The sequence below is a fragment of the Amycolatopsis sp. DG1A-15b genome, assembly GCF_030285645.1.
Taxonomy (GTDB): Bacteria; Actinomycetota; Actinomycetes; order Mycobacteriales; family Pseudonocardiaceae; genus Amycolatopsis.
Window position 1 is genome coordinate 5285179 of record NZ_CP127296.1, and the last position, 23258, is coordinate 5308436.

The following is a 23258-nucleotide window of genomic DNA, read 5'->3' on the forward strand; positions in this document are numbered from 1 at the left end:
ACATCTGGTCGGGGATCCGACACGAGGAAAGCGCTCATCCGGCCGCCACCTCCCCACAGCGAACGAACCCGCCCGGCCTTGCCAGCACCAACTGCAGCTGGCAAGACGTGCGCCATTGGAAAGGCCCGTCCGATCGCGCACCCTCCCGCGACGAATGGGCCGGCTTGCGCCGACGCCACCAAAACCAACCGCAGCAAGCCAGGCAGCACCGCCGGAAAAGCCCCGCCCGATCGCCCTTCCTCCCACGACGAATGGGCCCGCCTGCGGTTCCCCGGGAGAAGCCGCAGATCTTGTCGGGGATCCGACACGAGGAAAGCGCTCATCTGGCCGCCGCCTCCCCCACAGCGAACGAACCGGCCCCACCTCGCCGGCAGGCACCAACTGCGGCTGGCAAGGCGTGCGCCATCGGAAACCCCGCCCGAGCGCGACCCCTCCCACGACGAACCAGCCGACCTTCGCCCGCTCCCCAGGAGGAGCCGCATATCCGGTCACGGGTCGACCCCGAGGAAGGCACTCATCCGACTGCCCGCCTCGCACGCCCGGGCTCGCCTTCGCCCGTGCCACCATGACCAACCGCAGCGAGCCAGGCAGCCGCCATCGGAAAGGCCCCGCCCGCCCGCGACGAATGGGGCCGGCCGTCGCCCGCGCTGGCCGGACCAGCCGGGTGGGGGACGTGGGGACGGCGCTCATCCGACCGTCACCTTCTCGCGCAACTTCTCGAACTTGCTTTCTCCTATGCCGTCGACGTCGCGGAGTTGCTCGACCTTTGTGAAGCCGCCGTGGTCGGTGCGCCACTGGACGATGCGCTTGGCCATCACCTCGCCTACTCCGGGGAGCGTGTCCAGCTGGTCCGCCGTTGCCGTGTTGAGGTCGACCTTTCCGTCGGTCGGCGGGGTGTCGGGAGCCGCCGGGGGTGCTGGGATGCCGACCGCCAGCTGCTCGCCGTCCGTCACCTTGCGGGCCAGGTTGAGTGCGCCGATGTCCGCTCCCGGCTCGGGGCCGCCGGCCGCTCGCAGCACGTCCGCCACCCGGGCGCCCTGGGGCACCGTGACCAGGCCCGGCGACCGGACGCGGCCGATCACGCTGATCACCAGACCTGCCGGAGGCGCGGCCCGCGCCTCCGCGCGTTTTTCGCTGGGCAGCGCGCTGGGCAGCGCGGGCGGTGGCTCGGGCGCCGGACTGCCGCCCACGAGCGCGACCGCGCCGAGGACGATCATCACGACCGCTGCGAGGACGCCGGCCAGTGCCCACCGGCGGCGGCCGGTACCGGCCGGTCCGCCCGGCAGCCAGCGCCGGATCAGCCGGCCGCCCGGGCCGACCGTGCTCGCATCGGGCGAGAGCTGGTCGGCCAGCCAGGAGAGCCGGTCGTTGACGGGAGAGCCCGGATCCCGGGCGGACTGCTCGAACACACGATCGACGTTAGGGCCGGCGGGGAGGCGTCCGACAGGGGTGGCGGCGCGTCCTGTGGACAACCGGGGTGTTGTGGATGGATTTCCGGGGCCGAGCCCGGGAGCAGGCGTTTCCGTCGTCCGCCGGTGGTACGGGCGCTAGCTTCGGGGCAGGACCGTCCGCTGGACGACGACCCCGAGCACCCCGGGACCCGTGTGCGCCCCGATCACCGCCCCCAGCTCGGAAACCACGCAGCCCGCCGAGCGCGGCACGGCCACTTCGAGCCGGTTCGCCAGCTCGACCGCCCGCTCCGGCGACGCGAGGTGGTGGACCGCCAGCTCGACGTCGTCCTCGGCCGCCGCCTGGGCCGCGAGCTCGACCAGGCGCGCGATCGCCCGGTTCATCGTGCGGACCTTCTCCAGCGGCAGGATCCGGCCTTCGGACATGTGCAGCACCGGCTTGACCGCCAGCGCCGTGCCCAGCAGCGCCGCCGCCGGGCCGATCCGGCCGCCGCGGCGCAGGTGGTCCAGGGTTTCCACGACGAACAACGTCGACGAGCAGCCGGCCGCCGTCACCGCGGCGGCCTCGACGGCGGCCGCGGAAGCTCCGGTGGAGGCCGCCGAAGCGGCGTGCAGCGCGGCGAACCCGAGCCCCATCGCGGTGGTCCGCGAGTCGACGACGCGGACCCGGTCCGGACCCACCTCCTGCGCCGCGAGCACCGCCGCTTCCCAGGTGCCCGACAGCTCGCGCGACAGGTGCACCGACACGATCGCGTCCGCGCCGTCGGCGAACGCCGCCTGGTACTCCTTGACGAATTCGGTGGGCGTCGGCCGCGACGTCGTGACGATCTTTCGCTGCTTCATCGCCTCCGCGACCGCCGCCGGTCCGGTCTCGACGCCGTCGAGGGAAACCACGCCGTCGACCAGGACGTGCAGGGGCACCACCCGGACCGCGTGCCGTTCGGCGAAGCCCTCCGGCAGGTGGGCGGTGGAATCCGTGACTACGGCGACCGACACGCCGTCAGCCTACGTGGCCGGGGGCGAGCACCGGCGCCATCAACACGGACATCGCGTCGCCCACCGCGGCGTGTCCTTTCCAGCCCCAGTGCATGCCGTCCGGGTTGCCTTCACCGCCGAGCACGTGCTCGCCGACGACCGCTTTGAGGTCCAGCAACGGAACTCCCGCTCGCGAGCTCCAGGCCGCCATCGCCGCCGCCGCGGCCGGGCGCGCGGTGTGCACGCCGCCGTAGGCCGCCGCGCGGTGGACCGACGGCAGCCAGCCGAAGATCGGCAGCTCGGGCCGCAGGACGCGCAGCGCGCCCACGGCCGTGTCGAGGTACTGCACGGTGAGCTTGGCCGGCAGCACCGCGGGACGGCCGCGCAACGCCACCGCCAGCCGCGGTTGCGCCGCGAGGTAGGCCTTGCGCACGACGCGCCGCACCGGGTCGGGCCGCAGGTAGCGCAGCCCGGTGCGCAGGTAGGTCGGCAGTGGCGAGGGCAGCGTGTCCATGCTGCCGATCGCGAACACGACCGCGTCGACGTGGTGCAGGTCGGCCCAGACGCGCGGGTCGCCCGTCAGCGACCACCAGGCGTCCCTGGCGTTCCAGCCGATGCCCGCGACCAGGTCGGCGGTGCCACCCAACGCAGCGGCGGCCACGTTGGGCCACAGCCGCGGTTCGTCCGCGGCGCAAGGCCCTTCGGGACCGTGAAAGCTCAGCGAATCGCCGAACACCAGCAGGCGCGGCCCCATCGGCTAGCCGTGCATCCCCGCGTTGTAGGCGTGCAGCCGCCACTTCCCGTCGCGGCGGCCCAGCTCGACCCAATGGCAGTTCGAGATCCCGCCGAGCGACGGCCAGGTCACGACCGGCAGGTCCAGCAGCCGCGCGGTCAGCGCGATGATCAGGCCGCCGTGCGCGGCCAGCAGCACGGTGTCACCCGCGTCGGAATTGGCTTGCTGCAGGTCCGTGACGACTTCGCCCGCGCGGTCGGCGACGTCGACCCGGTTCTCGCCGCCCGGCGGGGCCCAGGTCGCGTCGGTGCGCCAGCGGTCGCGTTCACCGGGGTAGGCCTTGTCGACCTCCTCGCCGGTGAGCCCCTGCCATTCGCCCAGGTGCGTCTCGCGCAGCCGCTTGTCGATCCGCAGCGGGACGCCGATGGCGTCGGTGAGCACGGTGGCGGTGTCGGTGGCCCGGCGCAGGTCGGAGGCGATGACGAGGTCCGGGGAGAAGCGGGCCAGTGCGGGCACCGCGAAGCGGGCCTGGTTCCAGCCGCGCGGGGTCAGCGCGGAGTCCAGGTGACCCTGCATCCGCCCGGCGGCGTTGTAGTCCGTCTCGCCGTGACGCCAGAGCACCAGCCGCCGGGGGCTCATGGGACGTCCGGGTCCTCGTCGGCGGGTGGCTCCTCGAGACCGGCCACCTCGATGCGCGGGCAGTCCTTCCACAGCCGCTCGAGGCCGTAGAAGGTGCGCTCTTCGACGTGCTGGACGTGGACGACGACGTCGACGTAGTCGAGCAGGACCCAGCGCCCTTCGCGGGCGCCTTCGCGGCGGACCGGCTTGTGGCCGCTCTCCCGCAGTTTTTCCTCGACGTTGTCCACGATGGCGCCGACCAGGCGCTCGTTGGACGCGGAGGCGATGACGAAGGCGTCGGTGATGACGAGCTGTTCGGACACGTCCAGCACGACGACGTCGCTGGCCTTCTTGTCCGCCGCCGCGTGGGCGGCCGCTACGGCCAGCTCTCGAGCCTCGGACGTGGCTGCCACGGTGCTCCTTTTCCAGTTCGGGTTCGCCCGAGAAGGGTACCCGCAGGCACCGACAGCGCTTCAGTCGCTCTTCCGGTACAGGTCCTTCTTGGCGATGTAGCGGACGACGCCGTCGGGAACGAGGTACCAGACCGGCTCCCCGCGCTCGACCCGATCGCGGCAGCCGGTGGACGAAATGGCCATCGCGGTGACCTCCACGAGGCTCACCTTGCCGCTGGGCAGGTGGTGGGAGTTGAGCCGGTAACCGGGCCGGGTGACGCCGATGAAGTGCGCGAAGTCGAACAGCTCGTCGGCCTTGTGCCAGGTCAGGATCTGTTCGAGCGCGTCGGCGCCGGTGATGAAGAAGAGCTCGTCCCCGGGGTATTCGGCCTGCAGGTCGCGCAGGGTGTCGACGGTGTAGGTCTGGCCGCCGCGGTCGATGTCCACGCGGCTGACCGAGAAGACCGGGTTGGACGCCGTCGCGATCACGGTCATCAGGTAGCGGTCCTCGGCCCTGGTCACTTCGCGATCGGTCTTCTGCCACGGCTGGCCGGTGGGGACGAAGATCACTTCGTCGAGCCCGAACCGGGACTGGACCTCGCTGGCCGCGACGAGGTGGCCGTGGTGCACGGGGTCGAAGGTGCCGCCCATGACCCCGATCCGCCGTGGTGACATGACCGGAGAGCCTATACAGCGGAACGCCGCGAGTCCGGGTGCTGTTCGCCACCTCGCCCGACCGGGAAAAGCTTGTGATTCAGATCACATTACGGCCGGTATCGGTCGCAAACTCTCCGTTCGCGGCGGCGCCGATTCCCGATCTGTCGGTGTCATGGGGTAGACGTGGGGACGTGGACACGACCAGCACCACCCCAGCCCTCCGCGACCGCGCCGAGACCCTCCTGCGGGCATTGGCCGGCGATGCGGCGAAGCTGCGCGAAGACCAATGGACGGCCATCGAGGCCTTGGTCGCGCAGCGGCGCCGCGCGCTGGTCGTGCAGCGCACCGGGTGGGGCAAGTCGGCGGTGTACTTCCTGGCCACGGCGTTGCTGCGCGAGCAGGGCAGCGGGCCGACGGTCATCGTCTCACCGCTGCTGGCGCTGATGCGCAACCAGATCTCGGCGGCGGCGCGGGCCGGGATCCACGCGGCGACGATGAACTCCGCGAACCCACAGGAGTGGGAGCAGGTCCAGGCGTCGGTCGCGGCCGGTGAGGTGGACGTGCTGCTGGTCAGCCCCGAACGGCTGAACAACCCGGACTTCCGCGACAACGTGCTGCCGAAGCTGACCGCGAGCACCGGGCTGCTGGTGGTCGACGAGGCGCACTGCATTTCGGACTGGGGTCACGACTTCCGGCCCGACTACCGCCGCCTGCGCACCCTGCTGGGTGATCTCCCGGACGGCGTGCCGGTGCTGGCGACGACGGCGACCGCGAACGACCGCGTGGTCACCGACGTCGCCGAGCAGCTGGGCCTCGGCACCGGCGGGGACACGCTGGTGCTGCGCGGCAGCCTCGACCGGGAAAGCCTGCGGCTGTCGGTGTGCCGGCTGCCGACGTCGCAGGCGCGGCTGGCCTGGCTCGCGGAGCACCTGGCCGAGCTGCCCGGGTCCGGGATCATCTACACGCTGACCGTCGCGGCGGCGCACGACGTCGCTTCGCTGCTGAAGGACCGCGGCTACCCGGTGGCGGCCTACACCGGCAAGACCGACCCGGCCGACCGGCAGGCGGCCGAGGACGACCTGCTCGGCAACCGCGTCAAGGCCCTGGTCGCGACGTCCGCGCTGGGCATGGGCTTCGACAAGCCGGACCTCGGGTTCGTCGTGCACCTCGGGGCACCGTCGTCGCCGATCGCGTACTACCAGCAGGTCGGCCGCGCCGGGCGTGGCGTCGAACGCGCGGAGGTCGTGCTGCTGCCCGGCGAGGAGGACAAGGCGATCTGGGCGTACTTCGGGTCGCTGGCCTTCCCCGACGAGCTGCGGGTGACGCAGGTGCTGAACACCCTCGCCTACGCCGACCGTCCACTGTCGACGGCCGCGCTCGAGCCGTCGGTCGAGCTTTCCCGGTCCCGGCTGGAAATGGTGCTCAAGGTGCTGGACGTCGACGGCGCGGTCCGGCGCGTGAAGGGCGGCTGGCTCAGCACGGGCGAAGACTGGCAGTACGACCGCGGCCGCTACCAGCGGGTCGCGGAGGCGCGCGATCGCGAGCAGGCGGCGATGATCGGCTACCTCGCCACCGGCGACTGCCGGATGGAATACCTGCGGCAGCAGCTCGACGACCCCGACGCGGCGCCGTGCGGGCGGTGCGACAACTGCACCGGGCAGCACTGGGACACGACGGTGGCCGACGAGGTCGTCGACGCGACCCGGGAACGCCTGCAGCGGCCCGGTGTCGAGGTGGCGCCGCGGAAGCAGTGGCCCACCGGGATGTCCTCTTTGGACGTTCCGGTGTCCGGCCGGATCTCGGCCGACGACCAGGCCGAGCCGGGTCAGGTGCTCGGGCGGCTCACCGACGTCGGCTGGGGCAACCGGCTGCGGGAGCTGGTCGGGCCGCAGGCCAAGGACGCCGAGGTCCCGGACTCGGTGTTCAAGGCGTGCGTGCAGGTGCTCGCCGGGTGGCAGTGGGCGCAACGGCCGGTGGCCGTCGTCGCGGTGCCGTCGTCCACGCGGCCACAGCTGGTGTACAGCCTCGCGACCCGGCTGGCCGAGATCGGCAAGCTGGAATTCCTCGGCGCGCTCGACGCCGAGGGACCGCCGCCGCGCCAAGCGAACAGCGCGCAGCGGCTGGCCGATCTCTGGCGGCGGATGAGCATGCCCGCGGACCTCGCGGCGGTCCTGCCGTCCGGGCCGGTGCTGCTGGTGGACGACGTCATCGACACCGGTTGGACGATGACGCTCGCCACCCGGCTGCTGCGGCGGGCCGGGGCGCCGGCCGTGTTGCCGTTCGCGTTGGCCAGCACGGCTTAGGAGAAGGGAGGACGGTCAGAACCTTTCGAACTGCGAACGGATGTGGCAAAGTCCCGTTCCACCTTCGGGTGACGTGGAGGCCGCCATGACCGAATCCGCCGTCCAGGTGTCGCAGCGCCACCGGCTGCCGGTGCGGAAGCTGTTCGCCGCGAGCGCCGGGAACGCGCTGGAGTGGTTCGACTGGACGATCTACGCGACGTTCAGCATCTACTTCGCCAGCGCCTTCTTCCCCGCCGGGAACGACACCCTGGCCCTGATCAACACGTTCGCCACCTACGCGCTCGCGTTCTTCTTCCGCCCGCTGGGCGGGGTCCTGCTCGGGCGCTTCGCGGATACGCGCGGCCGGAAGCCGGCCATGATCCTCACCATCCTGCTGATGGCGGGCGGGTCGGTGGCGATCGGGCTGCTGCCGACGTTCGCGCAGGTGGGCTGGCTCGCGCCGATCCTGCTGCTGCTCGCGCGCGTCGCGCAGGGGCTGTCGCTGGGCGGGGAGGTGTCGAACGCGTCGGCCTACCTGGGTGAGATCGCGCCGCCGGAGCGTCGGGGCCGGTACTCGGCGTTCTTCTACATCTCGACCGGCTCGGCGGTGCTCGTCGCGACCGTGCTCGGCTTCGTCCTGGCCCGGGCGCTGGACAAGGCGCAGCTCGCGTCGTGGGGCTGGCGGCTGCCGTTCCTGCTGGGCGGCGTCTTCGGCCTGGTCGGGCTGTGGCTGCGCCGCAGCCTCGCCGAAACCGAGCTGTTCGAGCAGACGAAGACCAAGGCACGCAAGCTCGAGCGACCGCTGCTCACCACGCTGACCCACCACCCCAAGGCCGTCGGCAGGCTCGTCGGCTTCACGATGCTTTCGACGCTTTGCTACTACACGTTCTTCAGCGCGCTGACGTCGTTCGCGGTGAAGAACCGGCACGCGGACGCCGATGCGGTCTTCCTGGCGCTTTCGATCGGCACGGCGTTGTTCATCGCGCTGCAGTACCCGATGGGTGCGCTCGCGGACCGGGTCGGCCGGAAGCCGCAGCTGCTCGTCTGGTCCGGGGCGACCGCGGTCGTCGTCGTGCCGCTGTCCACTTTGATCGGTCCGGGCGTCGGCGGGCTGCTCGTGGTGTTCTGCGTCGGGCTCGGGCTGTACACGGCGATGACGTCGATCGCGCCGGCCATCATGAGCGAGCTGTTCCCCACCGAACTGCGCGGGCTGGGCATCGGGGCCTGGTACAACCTGACCGTCGCGATCTTCGGCGGCACCGCTCCCCTGCTCATCACCCTGTTCGGCGCCGTGTCGCAAACCCTCTACTTCTGGTACGTCGCCGTGGGCGCCGCGATCGCGTTCGCGGTGATCCTCACGCTCCCGGAGACGAAGGGCAGCCCGCTGCGGTAAACCCTTCGTCATCGGCCGGTCACGCTCGCTACCCTGCGTACTTCCCAACCGAGCCGAAGGAGGGACACCGTGCAGACCGCCGACGTTACCGAGGAGCTGGCGCGCCGCGTGGTGACCGCCGCCGGCCGGGCACTGGGCATCGAACTGACGCCGGAGCAGGCGCTGGTCCAGGCGTCGCCGCGCGACGGCGTCGACTACCAGGCCAACCTCGCGATGAGCCTGGGCAAGCAGCTCGGCCGACCGCCGCGCGAGGTCGCCGGGCTCATCGCCGGAGCGCTGGAGCTCGGCGGGATCGCCGATCCGCCCGCAGTCTCCGGGCCAGGCTTCCTGAACTTCGCGCTGCGCAAGGAATGGCTTGAAACCCGCACCGGCGCGCTGCTCGGCGACCCGCGGCTCGGTGTACCGAAAACGTCGGCGCCCCGGCGGATCGCGCTTGACTACAGCAGCCCGAACGTGGCCAAGGAAATGCACGTCGGGCACCTGCGGTCGTCCGTGATCGGCGACGCGCTGGCCCGTCTGCTGCGGTTCGCCGGGCACGAAGTGCTGCCGCACAACCACCTCGGCGACTGGGGCACGCCGTTCGGCATGCTCATCGAGCACCTCCTCGACGTCTCCGGCGGGCAACGCGCGATCGCCGACCTCGACGCCTTCTACCGCGAAGCGCGCCGGAAGTTCGACAGCGACGAAGCGTTCGCGACGCGGGCACGCACGCGTGTCGTCAAGCTGCAGAGCGGCGACGAAGAGACTCTCGCCGTCTGGCAGGAGCTCGTCGACGAATCGACACGGCACTTCAACGAGGTCTACGCGCTACTCGGGATTTCCCTGACGGACGAGGACATCTACGGCGAGAGCTTCTACAACCCCTATCTCGCCACGGTCGTCGACGACCTCGAGGAAGCCGGCCTGACCGAAGTCAGCGACGGCGCCGTCTGCGTCTTCCCCGAAGGGTTCCGCAACCGCGAAGGCGACCGGTTGCCACTGATCGTCCGCAAGCGCGACGGCGGCTACGGGTATGCCGCCACGGACCTGGCGACCGTCCGGTACTGGACGGCCGAGCGCGGCGCCACCGACCTGCTCTACGTCGTCGGGACGCCGCAGGCGCAGCACTTCGCGATGCTGTTCGCCACCTGCCGTGCCGCGGGCTGGCTGACCGGGCCCGCCGAGCACGTCGGCTTCGGCACGGTGCTGGGCACGGACGGCAAGGCCATGCGGACCCGGGCCGGCGAGACCGTCAAGCTGGCGGATCTGCTCACCGAAGCCGTGACGCAGGCCGCCGCGGTCGTCGCCGAACGCAGCGAGCTCGACGCGGCAGGACAGGCCGCGGTCGCCCGGGCGGTGGGCATCGGCGCGGTCAAGTACGCGGACCTGTCCGGCGACCGCGAGCGCGACTACGTCTTCGCCTGGGACCGGATGCTGGCCAAGGAGGGCAACACGTCGGTGTACCTCCAGTACGCGCACGCACGGACGCAGTCGATTCTCCGGAAGGCCGGCAGCTTGCCCGATGGCGCCGACATCCTGCTCGAGGCGCCGGCGGAACGAGCACTGGCGCTGAAGCTGCTCCGGTTCGGCGAAGCACTGAAGGCGGCCACCAGCGGCTACACACCACACAAGCTCTGTACGTACCTGTACGAGACCGCCGTCGCCTTCTCGCGGTTCTTCGAAGAATGTCCCGTCCTGAAGGCGGCTTCGCCGTCGCTGCGCGCGTCTCGGCTGAGGTTGACTACGCTGACGTCGCACACACTCGCGCTCGGGCTTTCCCTGCTCGGCATCGAAGCGCCCGACCAGCTCTAGCGGGAGACCACTGTGGAACTGCCCGGCGATCTGCTCGCTCTGCTGCGCGAGCCCAGCCTCTGCTTCCTGTCGACGCTGATGCCCGACGGCTCGCCGCAGCTCACCCAGACCTGGGTGGACACCGACGGGACGCACATCCTCGTCAACACCGTGCTGGGGCACCAGAAGCAGCGCAACATCGCGCGTGACCCGCGGGTGGCGCTCAACGTCGCCGACCGCGACCGCCCGTCGCGCTACTTCGCCATCCGCGGGCAGGTCATCGAGATGACCGAGGACGGCGCCGTCGAGCACATCGAAAAGCTGTCGCAGCGCTACCTCGGCGGCCCGTACCCGTGGTGGGGCGGCCGCGACCAGACGCGGCTGCTGCTCACGATCAAGGCCGATCGGATCACGTCGTGATCATCATCGCCGGCTGGCTCGCCGTTGCCCCCGCCGAGCTCGACGCGTCGGTGGCGCGCTACCGGATTTCGGCGGTCGACGCGCCGTGACCCGCTAGCAGCGTCACCAGTTCGTCCGCCAGCCCGCCGTCGACCGGTTCGCGCGTCGCGAGGAGCCGGTACCAGAGCGTCCCGAACACGACGTCGAGCACCGTGCCGGGGCGCACGCCGGCCGGGAGTTCGCCGCGCTCGCGGGCGCGGTCGACGAGCGTGCCGAGCGCGTCGCGGCGGCGGAACAGGAAGTCCTCGCGGAAGCGTTTGCCGAACTCCGGGTCGATCTGCGCCTGGGCCATCAGCGCCCGGAGCGTGTCCGCGACCGGGGACTTCCCGCCCAGCTCGAAGGTGCTGCCCAGGAACCCGGCCAGGTCGGCGCGGAAGGAGCCCTGGTCGGGGACGGGGATCTGCAGGTCCGCCTTCGTCGCGAGCGCGTCGAGCAGGACGTCGGCCTTCGACGGCCACCAGCGGTAGATCGTCTGCTTGCCGACGCCCGAGCGCGCGGCGATGCCTTCGATGGTCAGTGCGCCGTAGCCGGCCTCCGCGACCAGTTCGAGCGTCGCGGCGAGGATGGCCAGCCGGCTCTGTTCGCTGCGCTTGCGGCCGGGGCGGGACTGGTCGGTCATGGGATCCGATGGTAGCGTCGATTTCGAAACGAGACGGACCGGTTCGAAATGGGGAACAAGCATGAGCATCGCTCTCGTGGCCGGCGGCACTTCGGGCATCGGCCTGGCGACCGCGCGGCGGCTGCAGCAGCGGGGATACGACGTCCACGTCACCGGGCGCGGCAAGGAGCGCCTCGACGACGTCGATTCGAGCGACCCGGAGCTGACCGGGCACCAGGCCGACGGCGGGGACACCACGGCGATGGCCGCGCTGGCCGCGTCGCTCGGGAAGGTCGACGTGCTGGTGGTGAGCCTCTCCGGCACCGAAGGCATGGGGCCGATCGAGACGCTGGACCTCGCCATGCTGCGGCGGGCGTTCGACGCGAAGTTCTGGGCGCACCTGGCGACCATCCAGGCCGTCCTGCCGCACCTGGCGGCGGACGGGTCGATCACGCTGCTCAGCGCGATCACGGCCCGGGCGGCGATGGCCGGCACGGCCGGGATCGGCGCGCTGAACGCGGCGATCGAAGCACTGGTCAAGCCGCTGGCGGTCGAGCTGGCGCCGAGGCGGGTGAACGCGGTGTCGCCGGGCGTGGTCGACACGGCCTGGTGGAGCGGCTTCCCGGCAGAGATGCGGGAGGGGTTCTTCGCGCAGACGGCGGCTTCGATCCCGGCCCGCCGCGTCGCGACGGCGGACGACGTCGCGGAGGTGGTGACCCTGGCGGCGACGAACCGGAACCTGACCGGCACGGTCCTGGAAGCCGACGGTGGAGCCCGCCTGGTCTCGCTGGGTTGAGACCTCAGGCTTGCCGGACGGGAATCTCGGGTGATCGGAAGGTCATCACCCGTGATCGAGGGGGCAGCACGCGTGATTGGCGAGTCGACACGCGTGATTGAGGGGTCGACACGGTGATGCGCGGGTCAGCGGCGGAGGGGGACGAGGTCGTCGGCGTGGACGACCTCGCGGCGTTGCTCGGCCGGGAGCTCGGGGGTTGAGCGGCCGATCAGGTCCGGGAGCTCCGTCGCGTCGAAGGCGACCACTCCGCGGGCCACCGGACGGTCCTTCGCGTCCACCAGGTCGACCACGTCGCCCGCCTGGAATTCGCCATCCACGCCCGTGATGCCCGCGGCCAGGAGGGACCGGCGGCGGCGGACCACCGCCGTCACCGCGCCGTCGTCGAGGCGGAGCTTGCCCGTGGTGTCCGCCGCGTAGCCCAGCCAGAACCGGCGGGCCGACAACCGCGTGTCCGCCGGGGCGAAGGCTGTTCCCGGGGAAGCGGAAGTCAACGCCGCCGAGGCTTCCGAAGCCGCCGCCAACAGCACCGGGATGCCCGCTCCCGCCGCGGTGCGGGCCGCCGCGAGCTTGGAGACCATGCCGCCCGTTCCCAGGCCGGAACTGGACATGCCGACCGAGATCCCGTCCACATCGGACTCGGAGAGGACCTCCGTGAGCTTGCGGGTCGCGCCGCCGCGGGGGTCGCCGTCGTACAGGCCGTCCACATCGGACAGCAGGATCAGCGCGTCGGCGCCGATCAGGTGGGCGACCAGGGCCGCCAGGCGGTCGTTGTCGCCGAAGCGGATTTCCTCGGTCGCCACCGTGTCGTTCTCGTTGACGACCGGGACCGCGCCCAGCGCCAGCAGCCGCGAAAACGTCCGCTGCGCGTTGCGGTAGTGCGAACGGCGGACGACGTCGTCGGAGGTGAGCAGCACCTGCCCGACCGTCAGCGAATACCGCCCGAACGACTCCGCGTACGCGTGCGCCAGCGCCAGCTGCCCGACGCTCGCCGCGGCCTGCTGCGTCGCGAGGTCACGCGGCCGCTTGCCCAGCGAGAGCGGGGCCAGCCCGGCCCCGATCGCGCCCGAGGACACCAGCACGATCTGCGTTTCCCGGGCGACGCGCTCGGCGATCGCGTCGACCAGCGCGTCCAGCCGGGCCACGTCGAGCCCGCTGCCCGCGCTGGTCAGCGCCGACGAGCCGACCTTGACCACCAGCCGCCGCGCGGCAGCGATGGCTTCGCGCGTGCCGCTCACTCCTCGACGTCCACGTCGTCTTCGAGCTCGTCCGAGCCTGCGCGCCGGATCCGGCGGGCTTCCTTGCGCTCGGTGGCGCCGGGCCGGTCGATGCGCTCCAGCCGGACGTCGGTGCCGCGCCCGGACAGGTGCATCGCGACGCTCGGCGTCGACGGCTCCCACTCGAACTGGACGTCGCCGACCGTGACCGGGCTGCCCGGCTTCGCGCCGAGCTTCGCCAGCTGGTCCTCGACGCCGAGCCGGTTGAGCCGGTCGGCGAGGTAGCCGACGGCCTCGTCGTTGCCGAAGTCGGTCTGGCGGATCCACCGCTCGGGGCGAGCGCCGCGCACGATGAACGCGCCCTCTTCCTCCGGGTCGACCTCCACGGTGAACCCGGAGTCGTCGACGGCCAGCGGCCGCAGCACGATCTTCTCCGGCTCCAGCACCGGCTCCGCCTCGCGGTTCTGCTCGACGATCGCCGCGAGCGCGAAGGTCAGCTCCCGCAGGCCCTTCCGGGACGCCGTCGAGACGGCGAACACCTTGAGGCCGCGGGCTTCGAAGTCGGGCCGGACGAACTCGGCGAGCTCGGCGGCCTCGGGGACGTCGATCTTGTTGAGGACGACCACGCGCGGACGTTCTTCGAGCTTCCCGCCGAGACTCGGCGTGTACTTCGCGAGCTCCGCCTCCAGAGCGTCCACATCGGACACCGGATCGCGGCCCGGCTCCAGCGTCGCGCAGTCGACGACGTGGACCAGCACCGCGCAGCGCTCGATGTGGCGGAGGAAGTCCAGGCCCAGGCCCTTGCCCTCGGACGCGCCGGGGATGAGGCCGGGCACGTCGGCCATCGTGAACACCGTGTCGCCACCGGTGATGACGCCGAGGTTCGGCACCAGCGTGGTGAACGGGTAGTCGGCGATCTTCGGCTTGGCCGCGGACAGCACCGAGATCAGCGACGACTTGCCGGCGGACGGGAACCCCAGCAGGCCGACGTCGGCGACCGACCGCAGCTCCAGCACGAGGTTGCGCGACTCGCCGGGCTCACCCAGCAGCGCGAACCCGGGCGCCTTGCGCGCCTTCGACGAAAGCGCGGCGTTGCCGAGCCCGCCGCGGCCGCCCTGGGCGGCGACGAACGTGGTGCCGGGGCCGATCAGGTCGGCGACCATCTCGCCGTCTTCGGTGAACACGACAGTGCCGGACGGCACCTTCATCACCAGCGTCTCCCCCGCCGCGCCCGCACGGTTGCTGCCCTGGCCCATCTTGCCGCTGCCGGCCTTGGCGTGCGGGCGGAAGTGGAAGTCGAGCAGGGTGTGCACGTTGGGGTCGACGACCAGCAGGACGTCGCCGCCGTTGCCGCCGTTGCCGCCGTCGGGGCCGCCGAGGGGCTTGAACTTCTCGCGGTGCACCGAGGCACAGCCGTTGCCCCCGTCACCGGCGGTCAGGTGGATGACCGCGCGGTCCACGAACCGGGACGCCATGACTTGCCTCTTTCACTCGCGAACAGGGGATATGCAAAACAAAACGAGGGGCGGCACCGGATATTCCGGTCCCACCCCTCGTTCGAGGTCTAGCGTCGAGAACCGAAGACTCAGGCCTCGACTGGCACGACGATGTTGACCGTCTTGCGGCCGCGCTTCTCGCCGAACTGGACCGCACCAGCGGCCAGGGCGAACAGCGTGTCGTCGCCGCCACGGCCGACGTTGACGCCGGGGTGGAACTTGGTGCCGCGCTGGCGGATCAGGATCTCGCCCGCGTTGACTTCCTGGCCGCCGTAGCGCTTGACGCCGAGGCGCTGCGCGTTCGAGTCACGACCGTTGCGGGAGCTGGATGCACCCTTCTTGTGAGCCATAGCCCAGTCCTCTTTCTTACTTAAGATCCGGAGAAGTTCTTACAGAGAGATGGCGGTGACCTCGACGCGGGTCAGCTTCTGCCGGTGACCCTGACGCTTGTGGTAGCCCGTCTTGTTCTTGAACTTGTGGATCCGGATCTTCGGACCCTTGGTCTGCTCGACGACCTTGCCGGTGACCGAGACCTTCGCCAGCGCGTCGGCGTCCGTGGTGACATCGCCACCGTCGACGTACAAAACGGCGGGGAGGATGTGCTCGGTGCCCGGCTCGCCCTCGAGCTTCTCGACCTCGACGACGTCGCCGACGGCCACCTTGTACTGCTTGCCGCCGGTCTTGACGATCGCGTACGCCGACACGGAAGTCTCCTGCATTACTCGACAATGGGTGGGGGCCCGCGCGATCGGCCCACCTGATGGAACGGCGGTCCTGGACTCGCGCAGCGACCTGCTCTGGTGGCAGGCCGTACTACAGGTTACGTGGGGTGCCCCGGTGCGTTACCACCGGGGTCCCCCTAGTCGTTCACTTGCTCTGGTCGGAGGCGTGCACCGGCGGGCCCGCCGGCCGCGACGCCGCCCGGCGCGGACGGCGCCGGGTGGAGCGTCCGGCCGGTTCGGGCACGTTGACCTCGGGCTCGGCGACCGTGACCGGCTCCTCCGCCGGCTCCGGGGCCGAGGACCGCTCGACCTCGGGCTCCTCGTCCTGCGGCACCGGCACCTCGTCCGCCTCGGTGGTCACCGGGGTGCCGGCGACCTCCTGGGCGGGCTCGGCGGGCGGCTCGGCCGCCACCGGCGTCTCGTCCGCCTCCGTGGTCGCCGGGACGTCCGCGACCTCCCTGGCCGGCTCCGGGGCGGGCCCGTTGCCGTTCAGGGCGCCGTCGTGCTCCTTGGCGACCTTCGAGGCGTTCGCCATCGCCGCCACCGCCGACGCGATCGACTCGCGCTGCTCCGGCGTCGGGACGGCGTGGACCTCGGCCTTGGCGGCTTCGGCCGCCGCTTCCTTGGCGGCTTCCTCGCTCTTGCCGCGGCCCCGCGACCGGCGGGAGCTCTTCTCCCCGCCGCCGCTGTTGCCGCCGCCGCTGTTGCCGCCGTTGCCGTTCCCGCCGTGGGACTGCCCCGAGTTGGCGGCCGTGCGCTGCACCTCGGTCGAGACGAGCACGCCCCGGCCCTTGCAGTGCTCGCACGGCGTCGAGAACGCCTCCAGCAGGCCGGTGCCGATCTTCTTGCGGGTCATCTGCACCAGGCCGAGCGAGGTGACCTCGGCGACCTGGTGGCGCGTGCGGTCCCGGCCGAGGCACTCGGTGAGGCGGCGCAGCACCAGCTCGCGGTTGGACTCGAGCACCATGTCGATGAAGTCGATGACGATGATGCCGCCGATGTCCCGCAGCCGGAGCTGGCGGACGATCTCCTCCGCCGACTCCAGGTTGTTGCGGGTCACCGTCTCCTCGAGGTTGCCACCCGAACCGGTGAACTTGCCGGTGTTGACGTCGATCACCGTCATCGCCTCGGTGCGGTCGATGACCAGGTAACCGCCCGACGGCAGCCAGACCTTCCGGTCCAGGGCCTTGGTGATCTGCTCGTCGATCCGGTGGTCGGCGAACGCGTCACCGGTGCCGACGTAGCGCTTGAGCCGCTCGGTCAGCTCCGGCGCGACGTGCCGGACGTAGTCGTTGATGGTCTCCCACGACCGGTTGCCCTGGATCTCCAGCTTGGTGAAGTCCTCGGTGAAGAGGTCACGCACGACCTTGACCAGCAGGTCCGGCTCTTCGTAGAGCATGGTCGGCGCGCCGCCCTTCTTGCCGGAACCGGCGGCGGCCTTCTCCTTGATGACGTCCCACTGCGCCTTCAGGCGGTCGACGTCGCGGCCCAGCTCCACCTCGCCGATGCCCTCGGAAGCGGTGCGGATGATGACACCCGCGTCCTCCGGGACGATCCGCTTGAGGATGTCCTTGAGCCGGCGGCGCTCGTTCTCCGGCAGCTTGCGGGAGATGCCGGTGGCGCCGCCCGCGGGGACGTACACCAGGAAACGGCCGGGCAGCGAGATCTGGGTGGTCAGCCGGGCGCCCTTGTGCCCGACCGGGTCCTTCGTGACCTGGACCAGCACGGAGTCGCCGGTGGAGAGCGCCTGCTCGATCTTGCGGGCCTTGCCCTCCAGGCCGGCGGCGTCCCAGTCGACCTCGCCGGCGTACAGCACGGCGTTGCGGCCGCGGCCGATGTCGATGAACGCGGCCTCCATGCTCGGCAGCACGTTCTGGACGCGGCCGAGGTAGACGTTGCCGACGATCGAGCCGGAGCCCGACTGCGTCACGAAGTGCTCGACGAGGACGCCGTCCTCCAGCACCGCGATCTGGGTGGAGTCGCCGTGCTCGGCGACGACCATCGTGCGCTCGACCGACTCGCGCCGGGCCAGGAACTCGGCCTCGGACAGGATCGGGGCGCGGCGGCGGCCCGCTTCGCGGCCGTCACGGCGGCGCTGGCGCTTGGCTTCCAGCCGGGTCGACCCGCGGACGCTGCGCACCTCGTCGCGCGCCGGTCGCTCGACGGGCTCGGCCTTGGCCTGGCGGACGTGCGTGACCGTGTTCGGCGGGTCGTCGGTGCCGGTGGCCTCGGCGTCTTCGCCGTCCGAGCCCTTGCGGCGACGGCGACGGCGGCGACGGCGGGTGCCGCCTTCGCCGTCATCGGCGTCACTCTCGGACTCCGAAGACGACTCAGACGTCTCAGCGGCGTCCTCGGCTTCTTCGGCGTCCGCTTCGGGCTTTTCGTCGCCGTTGCGGCCCTTGCGGCGGGGCTGCTGCTCCTCGGCCTGGTCGTCCTCGTTTTCGGCGGTCTCGTCGCCGCCCTCGGCGCCCTTGCCCCGGCCACGGCCGCGACGGCCTCGGCGGCGACGGCGGCGGCTGCCGGCGTCGTCGTCTTCGTCGATCCCGGAGTCGGCGCCCGGCGTCGTGTCTTCGGTCTCTTCCTCGGCGACCTCGGGTTCGGGCCGCGACGGCGGCTCCGCGAACGGGTCGGCCGGCTTGCGGGCCGGCTTGGCCGCGCGCTCCGCCGGCTCCGGCGGCAGGAAGACCGGCGACGGCGCGGCGAAGACCGGCAGGTGGGCACGGGTCTTCTGGCGCGGCCGCGGCTTCTCGGCCTCGGCGACCGGCACGTCGGGCACCTGCGGGCGGGTCTCGGCGGGCTGCCGGACCTGCTCGGGCTCCGGCTCGGCCGGCGTGTCTTCGGTCTCACCGGGCGCGAAGGCCTCGGCCACCTTGAGCGCCACGTCCCTGGTCACGCTCGACTGCGCGCTGCGCACGCTTTCGCCCAGCTCGGCGAGCTTCGCCAGGACGTCCCGGCTGTGCGACTCCAGCAGCTTGGCCAGTGCGTGCACCCGGATCCGGGGCGGCAGGTCGGCCAGCGGGCCGCCCGTGGGTGTGGCGGGATTCCCGCCGGTCTGTTCGGCGGGTGTTTCCGCGTTCGACATGTGTCTCCTCCGCCCCCGGGCGCGTCTGCCGGTTCTCACCGGCAGGGACGCGGCCGCGCAGGGGCCCCTTTCTGTTCGTTCCGCCGTGGTGGTCACCAGCGGCGGGAATCCTTGCCCGACAACCGGGCGCCGCACCACCGCTTCCGGTGGGGCGCAACCCGGCCAAAGGTCTGCTCGGCGGCGTGCTTGGCCAGGCTTTCGCGGCCCCCGGGCCGCCTGCCACGTCGTCCAGCCGCCCGGTTCGCGGGCGGCGACGCGCGTCACGCTGTTCATGCACATCACCGGGCCACAACGCCGCAGGCAGCACCTCTCACGTGCGCCCCGCGGCCCAGCGGCCACCCCGAGTATCCCACACCGGGTGACCACTCCGGTGTACTCGGTACCTCCCGCAGGCACCCGGGCGCGCCGTACCGCCCCCCATCCACCCCACGGCCGGGGGAACTTCGCCGCAGCGCTTGTCCACCGGGCACCGGGTGGTTACGGTGCGGCTCGGGGTGACCGGGATCTCGCCCGCCGGCACCCGCGGTTCCTGCATCCGGTGGGAGGTCCGGTGTCCCTGCTGGCGCGGAGGCTGCGCGCGACCGTGTGCACCGTCCTGGTGCTTGCGGGATGCGTCACCGCCGGTCCGGCGGCGGCCGGCGAGTCCGGCTGCGCCCACGGCCGGGCCCTGCGCTACGTCGTCACCTTCGACCCCGGCACCACCGAGGCCGCGGCGCGGTCGGAGATCGACGGCGCCTGCGGGGCCACCACCGTCTTCTACCCCCAGATCGCCGTCGCGGTCGCCACCTCGGGCGACCCGGACTTCGGCGAGCGGATCGGGCTCGACCGGGCGTTCAGCGCGCAGGCCGAGCGGCTGGCCGCGCAGCGCGTCACCGAGGTCAAGCCGCAGCCCGCGCGGGCCGCGCTGCCCGCGACCGATCCCGCGAAGGTGCCGGCCGCGGACCTGAGCGGGCAGCAGTGGGACATGCGGATGATCGGCGCGGACCGCTCGCACGGCGGTCCGGAAGGCTCCCGGGACGTCGTCGTCGGCGTGCTCGACTCCGGGATCGACCCGGACCACCCGGAGCTGAGCGAAGCCGTCGACCGCGACGACTCCGCCGGCTGCCTGACCGGGGCCCCCGACCGGTCGCCGTCGGCGTGGGTGCCGACGACCTCCGTGCACGGCACGCACGTGGCGGGGATCATCGCGGCGGCCGGCGACGGGCACGGCGTGACGGGTGTGGCGCCCGGGGTGCGGGTGGCGTCGGTGAAGGTGATCGACGACCGCGGGTACGCCGACCCGGAAGCCGCGGTGTGCGGCCTGATGTGGGCCGCGTCACGGCACATGCGGGTGACGAACAGCAGCTTCTTCGTCAACCCGTGGTCGCTGTCGTGCATCCGCGGCCACGACCGCGGCGTGGTGCACGAGGTGCTGGCCCGCGCGGTCGAGTACAGCACGTCGGCGGGGACGTTGAACGTGGCGGCGGCGACCAACGAGGCGGTGGACCTGACGCCGTCGGCGCGTTCGGGGGCACGCGGGGCGAGCAGCGGGTGCGAAGCCCTGCCGGCCGGGCTGCGGGACGTCGTCGCGGTGTCGGCCGTCGGCGCGGACCGGGTGAAGGCGGGGTACAGCTCGTACGGCCTGGGCGTGATCGACGTCACCGCGCCGGGCGGGGAGACGGGCGACTGCGTGCTGTCCGCGGTGCCGGGCGGGTACGCGCCGCTGTGCGGGACGTCGATGGCGGCGCCGCACGTCACCGGGGTGCTCGCGCTGCTGGCGTCCGCCGCACCGGAGGCCCGGCCGCGGCAGCTGCGCCGGACGCTGGAGGCGCAGGCGCTGCCGATGCCGTGCCCGGCCGACTACGACCTGACCGGGGACGGGCTCCAGGACGCCTACTGCGCCGGGTACGAGGGGTACAACGGGTTCTACGGGCACGGGATGGTTCAGGTTCCGGCGCCCGCCGCGGTGCCGGGCGGGCAACCGGACCAGGCCCGCTGACCCGCGGCGGGCCGGGCGTGAAGCCGGATCTCGCGTGATCGGGGGCGGATCTCGCGTGATCGGGCGGGCATCACCTCAGGTCAGGAGAAGCTTCGCGATCCGGCGCGTCGACGCCCACAGGCCCAGCGCGCCCAGGAGCAGCAGGTACGCCAGGTTGATCAGCATGCCGCCCGACAGCAGGCCGGTCGCCAGGCCCCGCATCAGCTCGATCGCGTGGTAGAGCGGGAGGCAGCGGACCACCCACTGCAGTGGCTCCGGGTACACCGACAGCGGGTAGAACGTCGTCGCGAAGAGGAACATCGGGGTCAGGATCAGCTGGATGTAGTCGAACTGGGCCGTCGAACGCAGGAACGTCACCAGGGCCATCCCGATCGCCGAGAACGTCAGGCCCACCAGCAGCGCCGCCGGGACCATCAGCAGGGCCCACCACGACGTCAGCAGTCCCATCGCCGCCGCGATCGCGAGGAACGCCACCGCGTAGATGCCGCCGCGGGTCATCGCCCAGCCGATCTCGCCCAGTGCCACGTCCAGCGGGCCGATCGGGGTCGCCAGCATCGCGTCGTACAGCTTCGCGTAGCGCAGCTTGAAGAACAGGTTGTACGTCGACTCGAAGACGGCGCCGTTCATCGCCGACATCGCCAGCAGGGCCGGTGCCACGAACGCGACGTAGCTCATCGGGCGCCCGTCCGGGCCCGCCACCTCGGTGACCAGCTTGCCGAACCCCAGCTGGAACGCCAGCAGGTAGAGGAACGGCTCGATCGCGCCGGAGACGAACAGCAGCCAGCTCGCGCGGGACACCATGACCGAGCGTTCGACGAGCATGCGGGCCCGGCCGGCGTACAGCCCGGGCGGGAGGATGCGCAGCAGCAGCCCGGCGCGGGCCTCGACGGTCGTCATTCAGACCACCAGCCTCCGGTAGAAGGCCCGGTGCGCGAGCACCCACCCGGCCGCGAACAACGCCGCCAGCACGGCGAGGTGACCGAGCATCGCCCAGCCGCCGACGCCGCCGATGCTCACGCCGCGGGCCAGCTGCGTGCCGTGCCACAGCGGGGAGAGCCAGGCCAGCCAGCGGACCGCGGCCGGCAACTGGGCGATCGGGAAGAACGTGCCGGAGAACAACGTCATCGGCATCACGACGAACCGGAAGATCAGCCCGAACCGCTGGCCCTCGTCGAAGGTCCGCGCGGCCAGCGCGGCCATCGGCGCGGTGCAGGCGAGCCCGGTGGCGGTGCCGGCCAGGATCACCAGCAGCACGCCCGGCCCGGTCCAGGCGCCGAAGAACAGCGCTACGAACGCGTAGATCGCGCCCGCCAGCGTCAGCCGCAGGGCCGACCAGATCAGGTGCCCGCCGAACACCTGGCCCGGCGACACCGGGGTGGCGGTGACCGCCAGGTACTCCTTCTGCCACTTGAACCCGGACAGCACGGGGTAGCTCGACTCGCCGAAGGATTGCTGCGCGGCCCCGGCGGCCAGCAGCGCGGGGGCGATGTACTGGAGGTAGGACAGGCCGCCGGTGACCGCGCCGGGCCGCACCTGCGAGCCGAAGCCGAGCCCCATCGCGGCGAGGAACAGCACCGGTTGCAGCCCGGTCGAGTACAAAGTGGACACCCAGTGGCGGCGGTACCAGGTCCAGCGCCCCTCGACCTGCAGCCAGGCGCCCTGCCACTTGCCGACCACGCGGCCGGTCGAGATCGTCGCCATCAGTCCACCAGGGTCCGGCCCGTGAGCCGGAGGAAGACGTCCTCCAGCGAACTGCGGCGCACCAGGCTCGACAGCGGCCGCACCCCGCGGGAATGCGCGTGCTCCAGCGTGTCCTCGCCGTCGCCGCTGTAGAGCAGGACCCGGTCCGGCAGGATCTCCACCCGCTCCGCCAGCCCGTCGACCTGCCGGGCCGCCGCGACCTGCTCCCCCGGCGCGAACCGGAGCTCGACGACCTCGCGCGTGGAATACCGCCTGATCAGCTCGACCGGTGAGCCCTCGGCCGCGACACGGCCGTGGTCCATGACCACCAGCCTGTCGCACAGCTGCTCGGCTTCATCCATGTAGTGCGTCGTGACGATCAGCGTCGTGCCCTGCGCCTTGAGCCGGAACAGCCGGTCCCACAGCAGGTGCCTGGCCTGGGGGTCGAGGCCCGTCGTCGGCTCGTCGAGCAGCAGCAGTTCCGGGTCGTTGACCAGCGAGCGGGCGATCGTCAGCCGCCGCTTCATGCCGCCCGACAGCGGGTCGACCTTGTCGCCGGCCCGGTCGCCGAGCTGAGCGAACTCCAGCAGCTCGTCGGCCTTGCTCCGCGCGGCCGCACGCGAAAGGCCGAAGTAGCGGCTGTAGACCAGCAGGTTCTCCCGGACCGTCAGCTCCACGTCCAGGTTGTCCTGCTGCGGCACCACGCCGAGGCGCGCGCGGATCCGCGGCCCGGCGACCTCCGGGTCGAGTCCCAGCACGCGGAGATCACCGTCGGTGCGGGGTGACACGCACGCGATCATCCGCATGGTCGACGACTTGCCGGCGCCGTTCGGGCCGAGGAAGCCGAACGCCTCGCCGCGCCGCACCTCGACGTCGATCCCGCGCACGGCTTCGAACTCGCCGAAGCGCTTCACCAGTGCCTTGGCCTGCACCAGTGCCGGTTCCCGGTCCTCCGATTCGCCCACGCTTCGCACCATAGGACGCCCCACCGACAAAAACCGAAC

21 protein-coding genes are annotated in these 23258 nt (G+C 71.8%); 6 read left to right on the forward strand and 15 right to left on the reverse strand.

All coding sequences use genetic code 11. The features are described from left to right. Nucleotides 1-686: 686 nt before the first annotated feature. The 6 genes from QRY02_RS24170 to nadD all read right to left on the reverse strand — a co-directional run bounded on the left by QRY02_RS24170 (nucleotide 687) and on the right by nadD (nucleotide 4778). Nucleotides 687-1409 carry a ComEA family DNA-binding protein gene (locus QRY02_RS24170; RefSeq protein ID WP_285985139.1) on the reverse strand — a complete coding sequence of 241 codons (723 nt, stop codon included), beginning with the start codon at nucleotides 1407-1409 and terminating at the stop codon, nucleotides 687-689. 138 nt (nucleotides 1410-1547) lie between these two features. Then, nucleotides 1548-2405 carry a DegV family protein gene (locus tag QRY02_RS24175; protein ID WP_285985140.1) on the reverse strand — a complete coding sequence of 286 codons (858 nt, stop codon included), beginning with the start codon at nucleotides 2403-2405 and terminating at the stop codon, nucleotides 1548-1550. Between the two features lie 4 nt (nucleotides 2406-2409). Further along, nucleotides 2410-3138 (reverse strand): diglucosylglycerate octanoyltransferase, encoded by a 729-nt coding sequence (gene octT / locus QRY02_RS24180; RefSeq protein ID WP_285985141.1) that lies wholly within the window; start codon nucleotides 3136-3138, stop codon nucleotides 2410-2412. A gap of 3 nt (nucleotides 3139-3141) precedes the next feature. Then, entirely contained in the window at nucleotides 3142-3756 is a 615-nt protein-coding gene (locus tag QRY02_RS24185) for a histidine phosphatase family protein (protein WP_285985142.1), read from the reverse strand. Then, nucleotides 3753-4148, reverse strand: coding sequence for a ribosome silencing factor (rsfS, locus tag QRY02_RS24190; RefSeq protein WP_003067112.1), 396 nt, complete (start codon nucleotides 4146-4148; stop codon nucleotides 3753-3755). The genes QRY02_RS24185 and rsfS overlap by 4 nt, the downstream gene beginning before the upstream one ends. 60 nt (nucleotides 4149-4208) lie before the next feature. After that, the gene (gene nadD, locus QRY02_RS24195; RefSeq protein ID WP_387048206.1) at nucleotides 4209-4778 is read right to left on the reverse strand and encodes a nicotinate-nucleotide adenylyltransferase; all 570 of its coding nucleotides are present in this window, start codon (nucleotides 4776-4778) and stop codon (nucleotides 4209-4211) included. Between the two features lie 197 nt (nucleotides 4779-4975). On the opposite strand from nadD, the gene QRY02_RS24200 reads away from it, so the two are divergent. The 4 genes from QRY02_RS24200 (at nucleotide 4976) to QRY02_RS24215 (ending at nucleotide 10649) form a co-directional block, all read left to right on the forward strand. Beyond that, nucleotides 4976-7087, forward strand: coding sequence for a RecQ family ATP-dependent DNA helicase (locus QRY02_RS24200; protein ID WP_285985144.1), 2112 nt, complete (start codon nucleotides 4976-4978; stop codon nucleotides 7085-7087). Between the two features lie 85 nt (nucleotides 7088-7172). Further along, nucleotides 7173-8459 carry an MFS transporter gene (locus tag QRY02_RS24205; RefSeq protein ID WP_285985145.1) on the forward strand — a complete coding sequence of 429 codons (1287 nt, stop codon included), beginning with the start codon at nucleotides 7173-7175 and terminating at the stop codon, nucleotides 8457-8459. A 69-nt stretch (nucleotides 8460-8528) separates the two neighbouring features. Continuing rightward, the gene (argS, locus tag QRY02_RS24210; RefSeq protein WP_285985146.1) at nucleotides 8529-10250 is read left to right on the forward strand and encodes an arginine--tRNA ligase; all 1722 of its coding nucleotides are present in this window, start codon (nucleotides 8529-8531) and stop codon (nucleotides 10248-10250) included. A 12-nt stretch (nucleotides 10251-10262) separates the two neighbouring features. Next, nucleotides 10263-10649 (forward strand): PPOX class F420-dependent oxidoreductase, encoded by a 387-nt coding sequence (locus QRY02_RS24215; RefSeq protein WP_285985147.1) that lies wholly within the window; start codon nucleotides 10263-10265, stop codon nucleotides 10647-10649. Nucleotides 10650-10707: 58 nt separating this feature from the next. Here the strand turns inward: QRY02_RS24215 and QRY02_RS24220 are convergent, their stop codons facing one another. Further along, entirely contained in the window at nucleotides 10708-11307 is a 600-nt protein-coding gene (locus tag QRY02_RS24220) for a TetR/AcrR family transcriptional regulator (RefSeq protein WP_285985148.1), read from the reverse strand. Nucleotides 11308-11368: 61 nt separating this feature from the next. Between QRY02_RS24220 and QRY02_RS24225 the strand changes: the two genes are divergently transcribed. Beyond that, nucleotides 11369-12082 (forward strand): SDR family oxidoreductase, encoded by a 714-nt coding sequence (locus QRY02_RS24225; protein ID WP_285985149.1) that lies wholly within the window; start codon nucleotides 11369-11371, stop codon nucleotides 12080-12082. 125 nt (nucleotides 12083-12207) lie between these two features. On the opposite strand, the gene proB is transcribed toward QRY02_RS24225, so the two are convergent. The 5 genes from proB to QRY02_RS24250 form a co-directional block, all read right to left on the reverse strand. After that, nucleotides 12208-13317, reverse strand: a complete 1110-nt coding sequence (gene proB, locus QRY02_RS24230) for a glutamate 5-kinase (RefSeq protein ID WP_285985150.1) — start codon at nucleotides 13315-13317, stop codon at nucleotides 12208-12210. After that, entirely contained in the window at nucleotides 13314-14771 is a 1458-nt protein-coding gene (obgE, locus tag QRY02_RS24235; RefSeq protein WP_285985151.1) for a GTPase ObgE, read from the reverse strand. The genes proB and obgE overlap by 4 nt, the downstream gene beginning before the upstream one ends. Nucleotides 14772-14881: 110 nt before the next feature. Continuing rightward, the gene (gene rpmA, locus QRY02_RS24240; RefSeq protein WP_103343431.1) at nucleotides 14882-15142 is read right to left on the reverse strand and encodes a 50S ribosomal protein L27; all 261 of its coding nucleotides are present in this window, start codon (nucleotides 15140-15142) and stop codon (nucleotides 14882-14884) included. A gap of 39 nt (nucleotides 15143-15181) precedes the next feature. Beyond that, a complete protein-coding gene (rplU, locus tag QRY02_RS24245) occupies nucleotides 15182-15496 on the reverse strand; it encodes a 50S ribosomal protein L21 (protein ID WP_003067132.1) in 315 nt (104 codons plus the stop codon). A 163-nt stretch (nucleotides 15497-15659) separates the two neighbouring features. Then, a complete protein-coding gene (locus QRY02_RS24250; RefSeq protein ID WP_285985152.1) occupies nucleotides 15660-18596 on the reverse strand; it encodes a translation initiation factor IF-2 N-terminal domain-containing protein in 2937 nt (978 codons plus the stop codon). A 550-nt stretch (nucleotides 18597-19146) separates the two neighbouring features. Here QRY02_RS24250 and QRY02_RS24255 point away from each other — a divergent pair. Further along, a complete protein-coding gene (locus QRY02_RS24255; protein WP_285985153.1) occupies nucleotides 19147-20574 on the forward strand; it encodes a S8 family peptidase in 1428 nt (475 codons plus the stop codon). A gap of 75 nt (nucleotides 20575-20649) precedes the next feature. On the opposite strand, the gene QRY02_RS24260 is transcribed toward QRY02_RS24255, so the two are convergent. From QRY02_RS24260 to QRY02_RS24270, 3 genes are read right to left on the reverse strand one after another with little or no spacing between them, the layout of a single operon-like run. Beyond that, nucleotides 20650-21471: an ABC transporter permease gene (locus QRY02_RS24260; protein WP_285985154.1), complete on the reverse strand. Its 822-nt coding sequence runs from the start codon at nucleotides 21469-21471 to the stop codon at nucleotides 20650-20652. Further along, nucleotides 21472-22275, reverse strand: a complete 804-nt coding sequence (locus QRY02_RS24265) for an ABC transporter permease (RefSeq protein WP_285985155.1) — start codon at nucleotides 22273-22275, stop codon at nucleotides 21472-21474. Continuing rightward, the gene (locus QRY02_RS24270) at nucleotides 22275-23231 is read right to left on the reverse strand and encodes an ABC transporter ATP-binding protein (protein ID WP_285985156.1); all 957 of its coding nucleotides are present in this window, start codon (nucleotides 23229-23231) and stop codon (nucleotides 22275-22277) included. The genes QRY02_RS24265 and QRY02_RS24270 overlap by 1 nt, the downstream gene beginning before the upstream one ends. Between the last annotated feature and the right edge of the window lie 27 nt (nucleotides 23232-23258).

What these genes read in the sequence shown, in the direction of transcription:
- QRY02_RS24220 (WP_285985148.1), bottom strand. Translation starts at nt 11,307, where the DNA reads ATGACCGACCAGTCCCGCCCCGGCCGCAAGCGCAGCGAACAGAGCCGG.
- obgE (WP_285985151.1), bottom strand. Translation starts at nt 14,771, where the DNA reads ATGGCGTCCCGGTTCGTGGACCGCGCGGTCATCCACCTGACCGCCGGT.
- QRY02_RS24270 (WP_285985156.1), bottom strand. Translation starts at nt 23,231, where the DNA reads ATGGTGCGAAGCGTGGGCGAATCGGAGGACCGGGAACCGGCACTGGTG.
- nadD (WP_387048206.1), bottom strand. Translation starts at nt 4,778, where the DNA reads ATGGGCGGCACCTTCGACCCCGTGCACCACGGCCACCTCGTCGCGGCC.
- octT (WP_285985141.1), bottom strand. Translation starts at nt 3,138, where the DNA reads ATGGGGCCGCGCCTGCTGGTGTTCGGCGATTCGCTGAGCTTTCACGGT.
- QRY02_RS24265 (WP_285985155.1), bottom strand. Translation starts at nt 22,275, where the DNA reads ATGGCGACGATCTCGACCGGCCGCGTGGTCGGCAAGTGGCAGGGCGCC.
- QRY02_RS24250 (WP_285985152.1), bottom strand. Translation starts at nt 18,596, where the DNA reads ATGTCGAACGCGGAAACACCCGCCGAACAGACCGGCGGGAATCCCGCC.
- QRY02_RS24185 (WP_285985142.1), bottom strand. Translation starts at nt 3,756, where the DNA reads ATGAGCCCCCGGCGGCTGGTGCTCTGGCGTCACGGCGAGACGGACTAC.
- QRY02_RS24205 (WP_285985145.1), top strand. Translation starts at nt 7,173, where the DNA reads ATGACCGAATCCGCCGTCCAGGTGTCGCAGCGCCACCGGCTGCCGGTG.
- QRY02_RS24225 (WP_285985149.1), top strand. Translation starts at nt 11,369, where the DNA reads ATGAGCATCGCTCTCGTGGCCGGCGGCACTTCGGGCATCGGCCTGGCG.
- QRY02_RS24260 (WP_285985154.1), bottom strand. Translation starts at nt 21,471, where the DNA reads ATGACGACCGTCGAGGCCCGCGCCGGGCTGCTGCTGCGCATCCTCCCG.
- rpmA (WP_103343431.1), bottom strand. Translation starts at nt 15,142, where the DNA reads ATGGCTCACAAGAAGGGTGCATCCAGCTCCCGCAACGGTCGTGACTCG.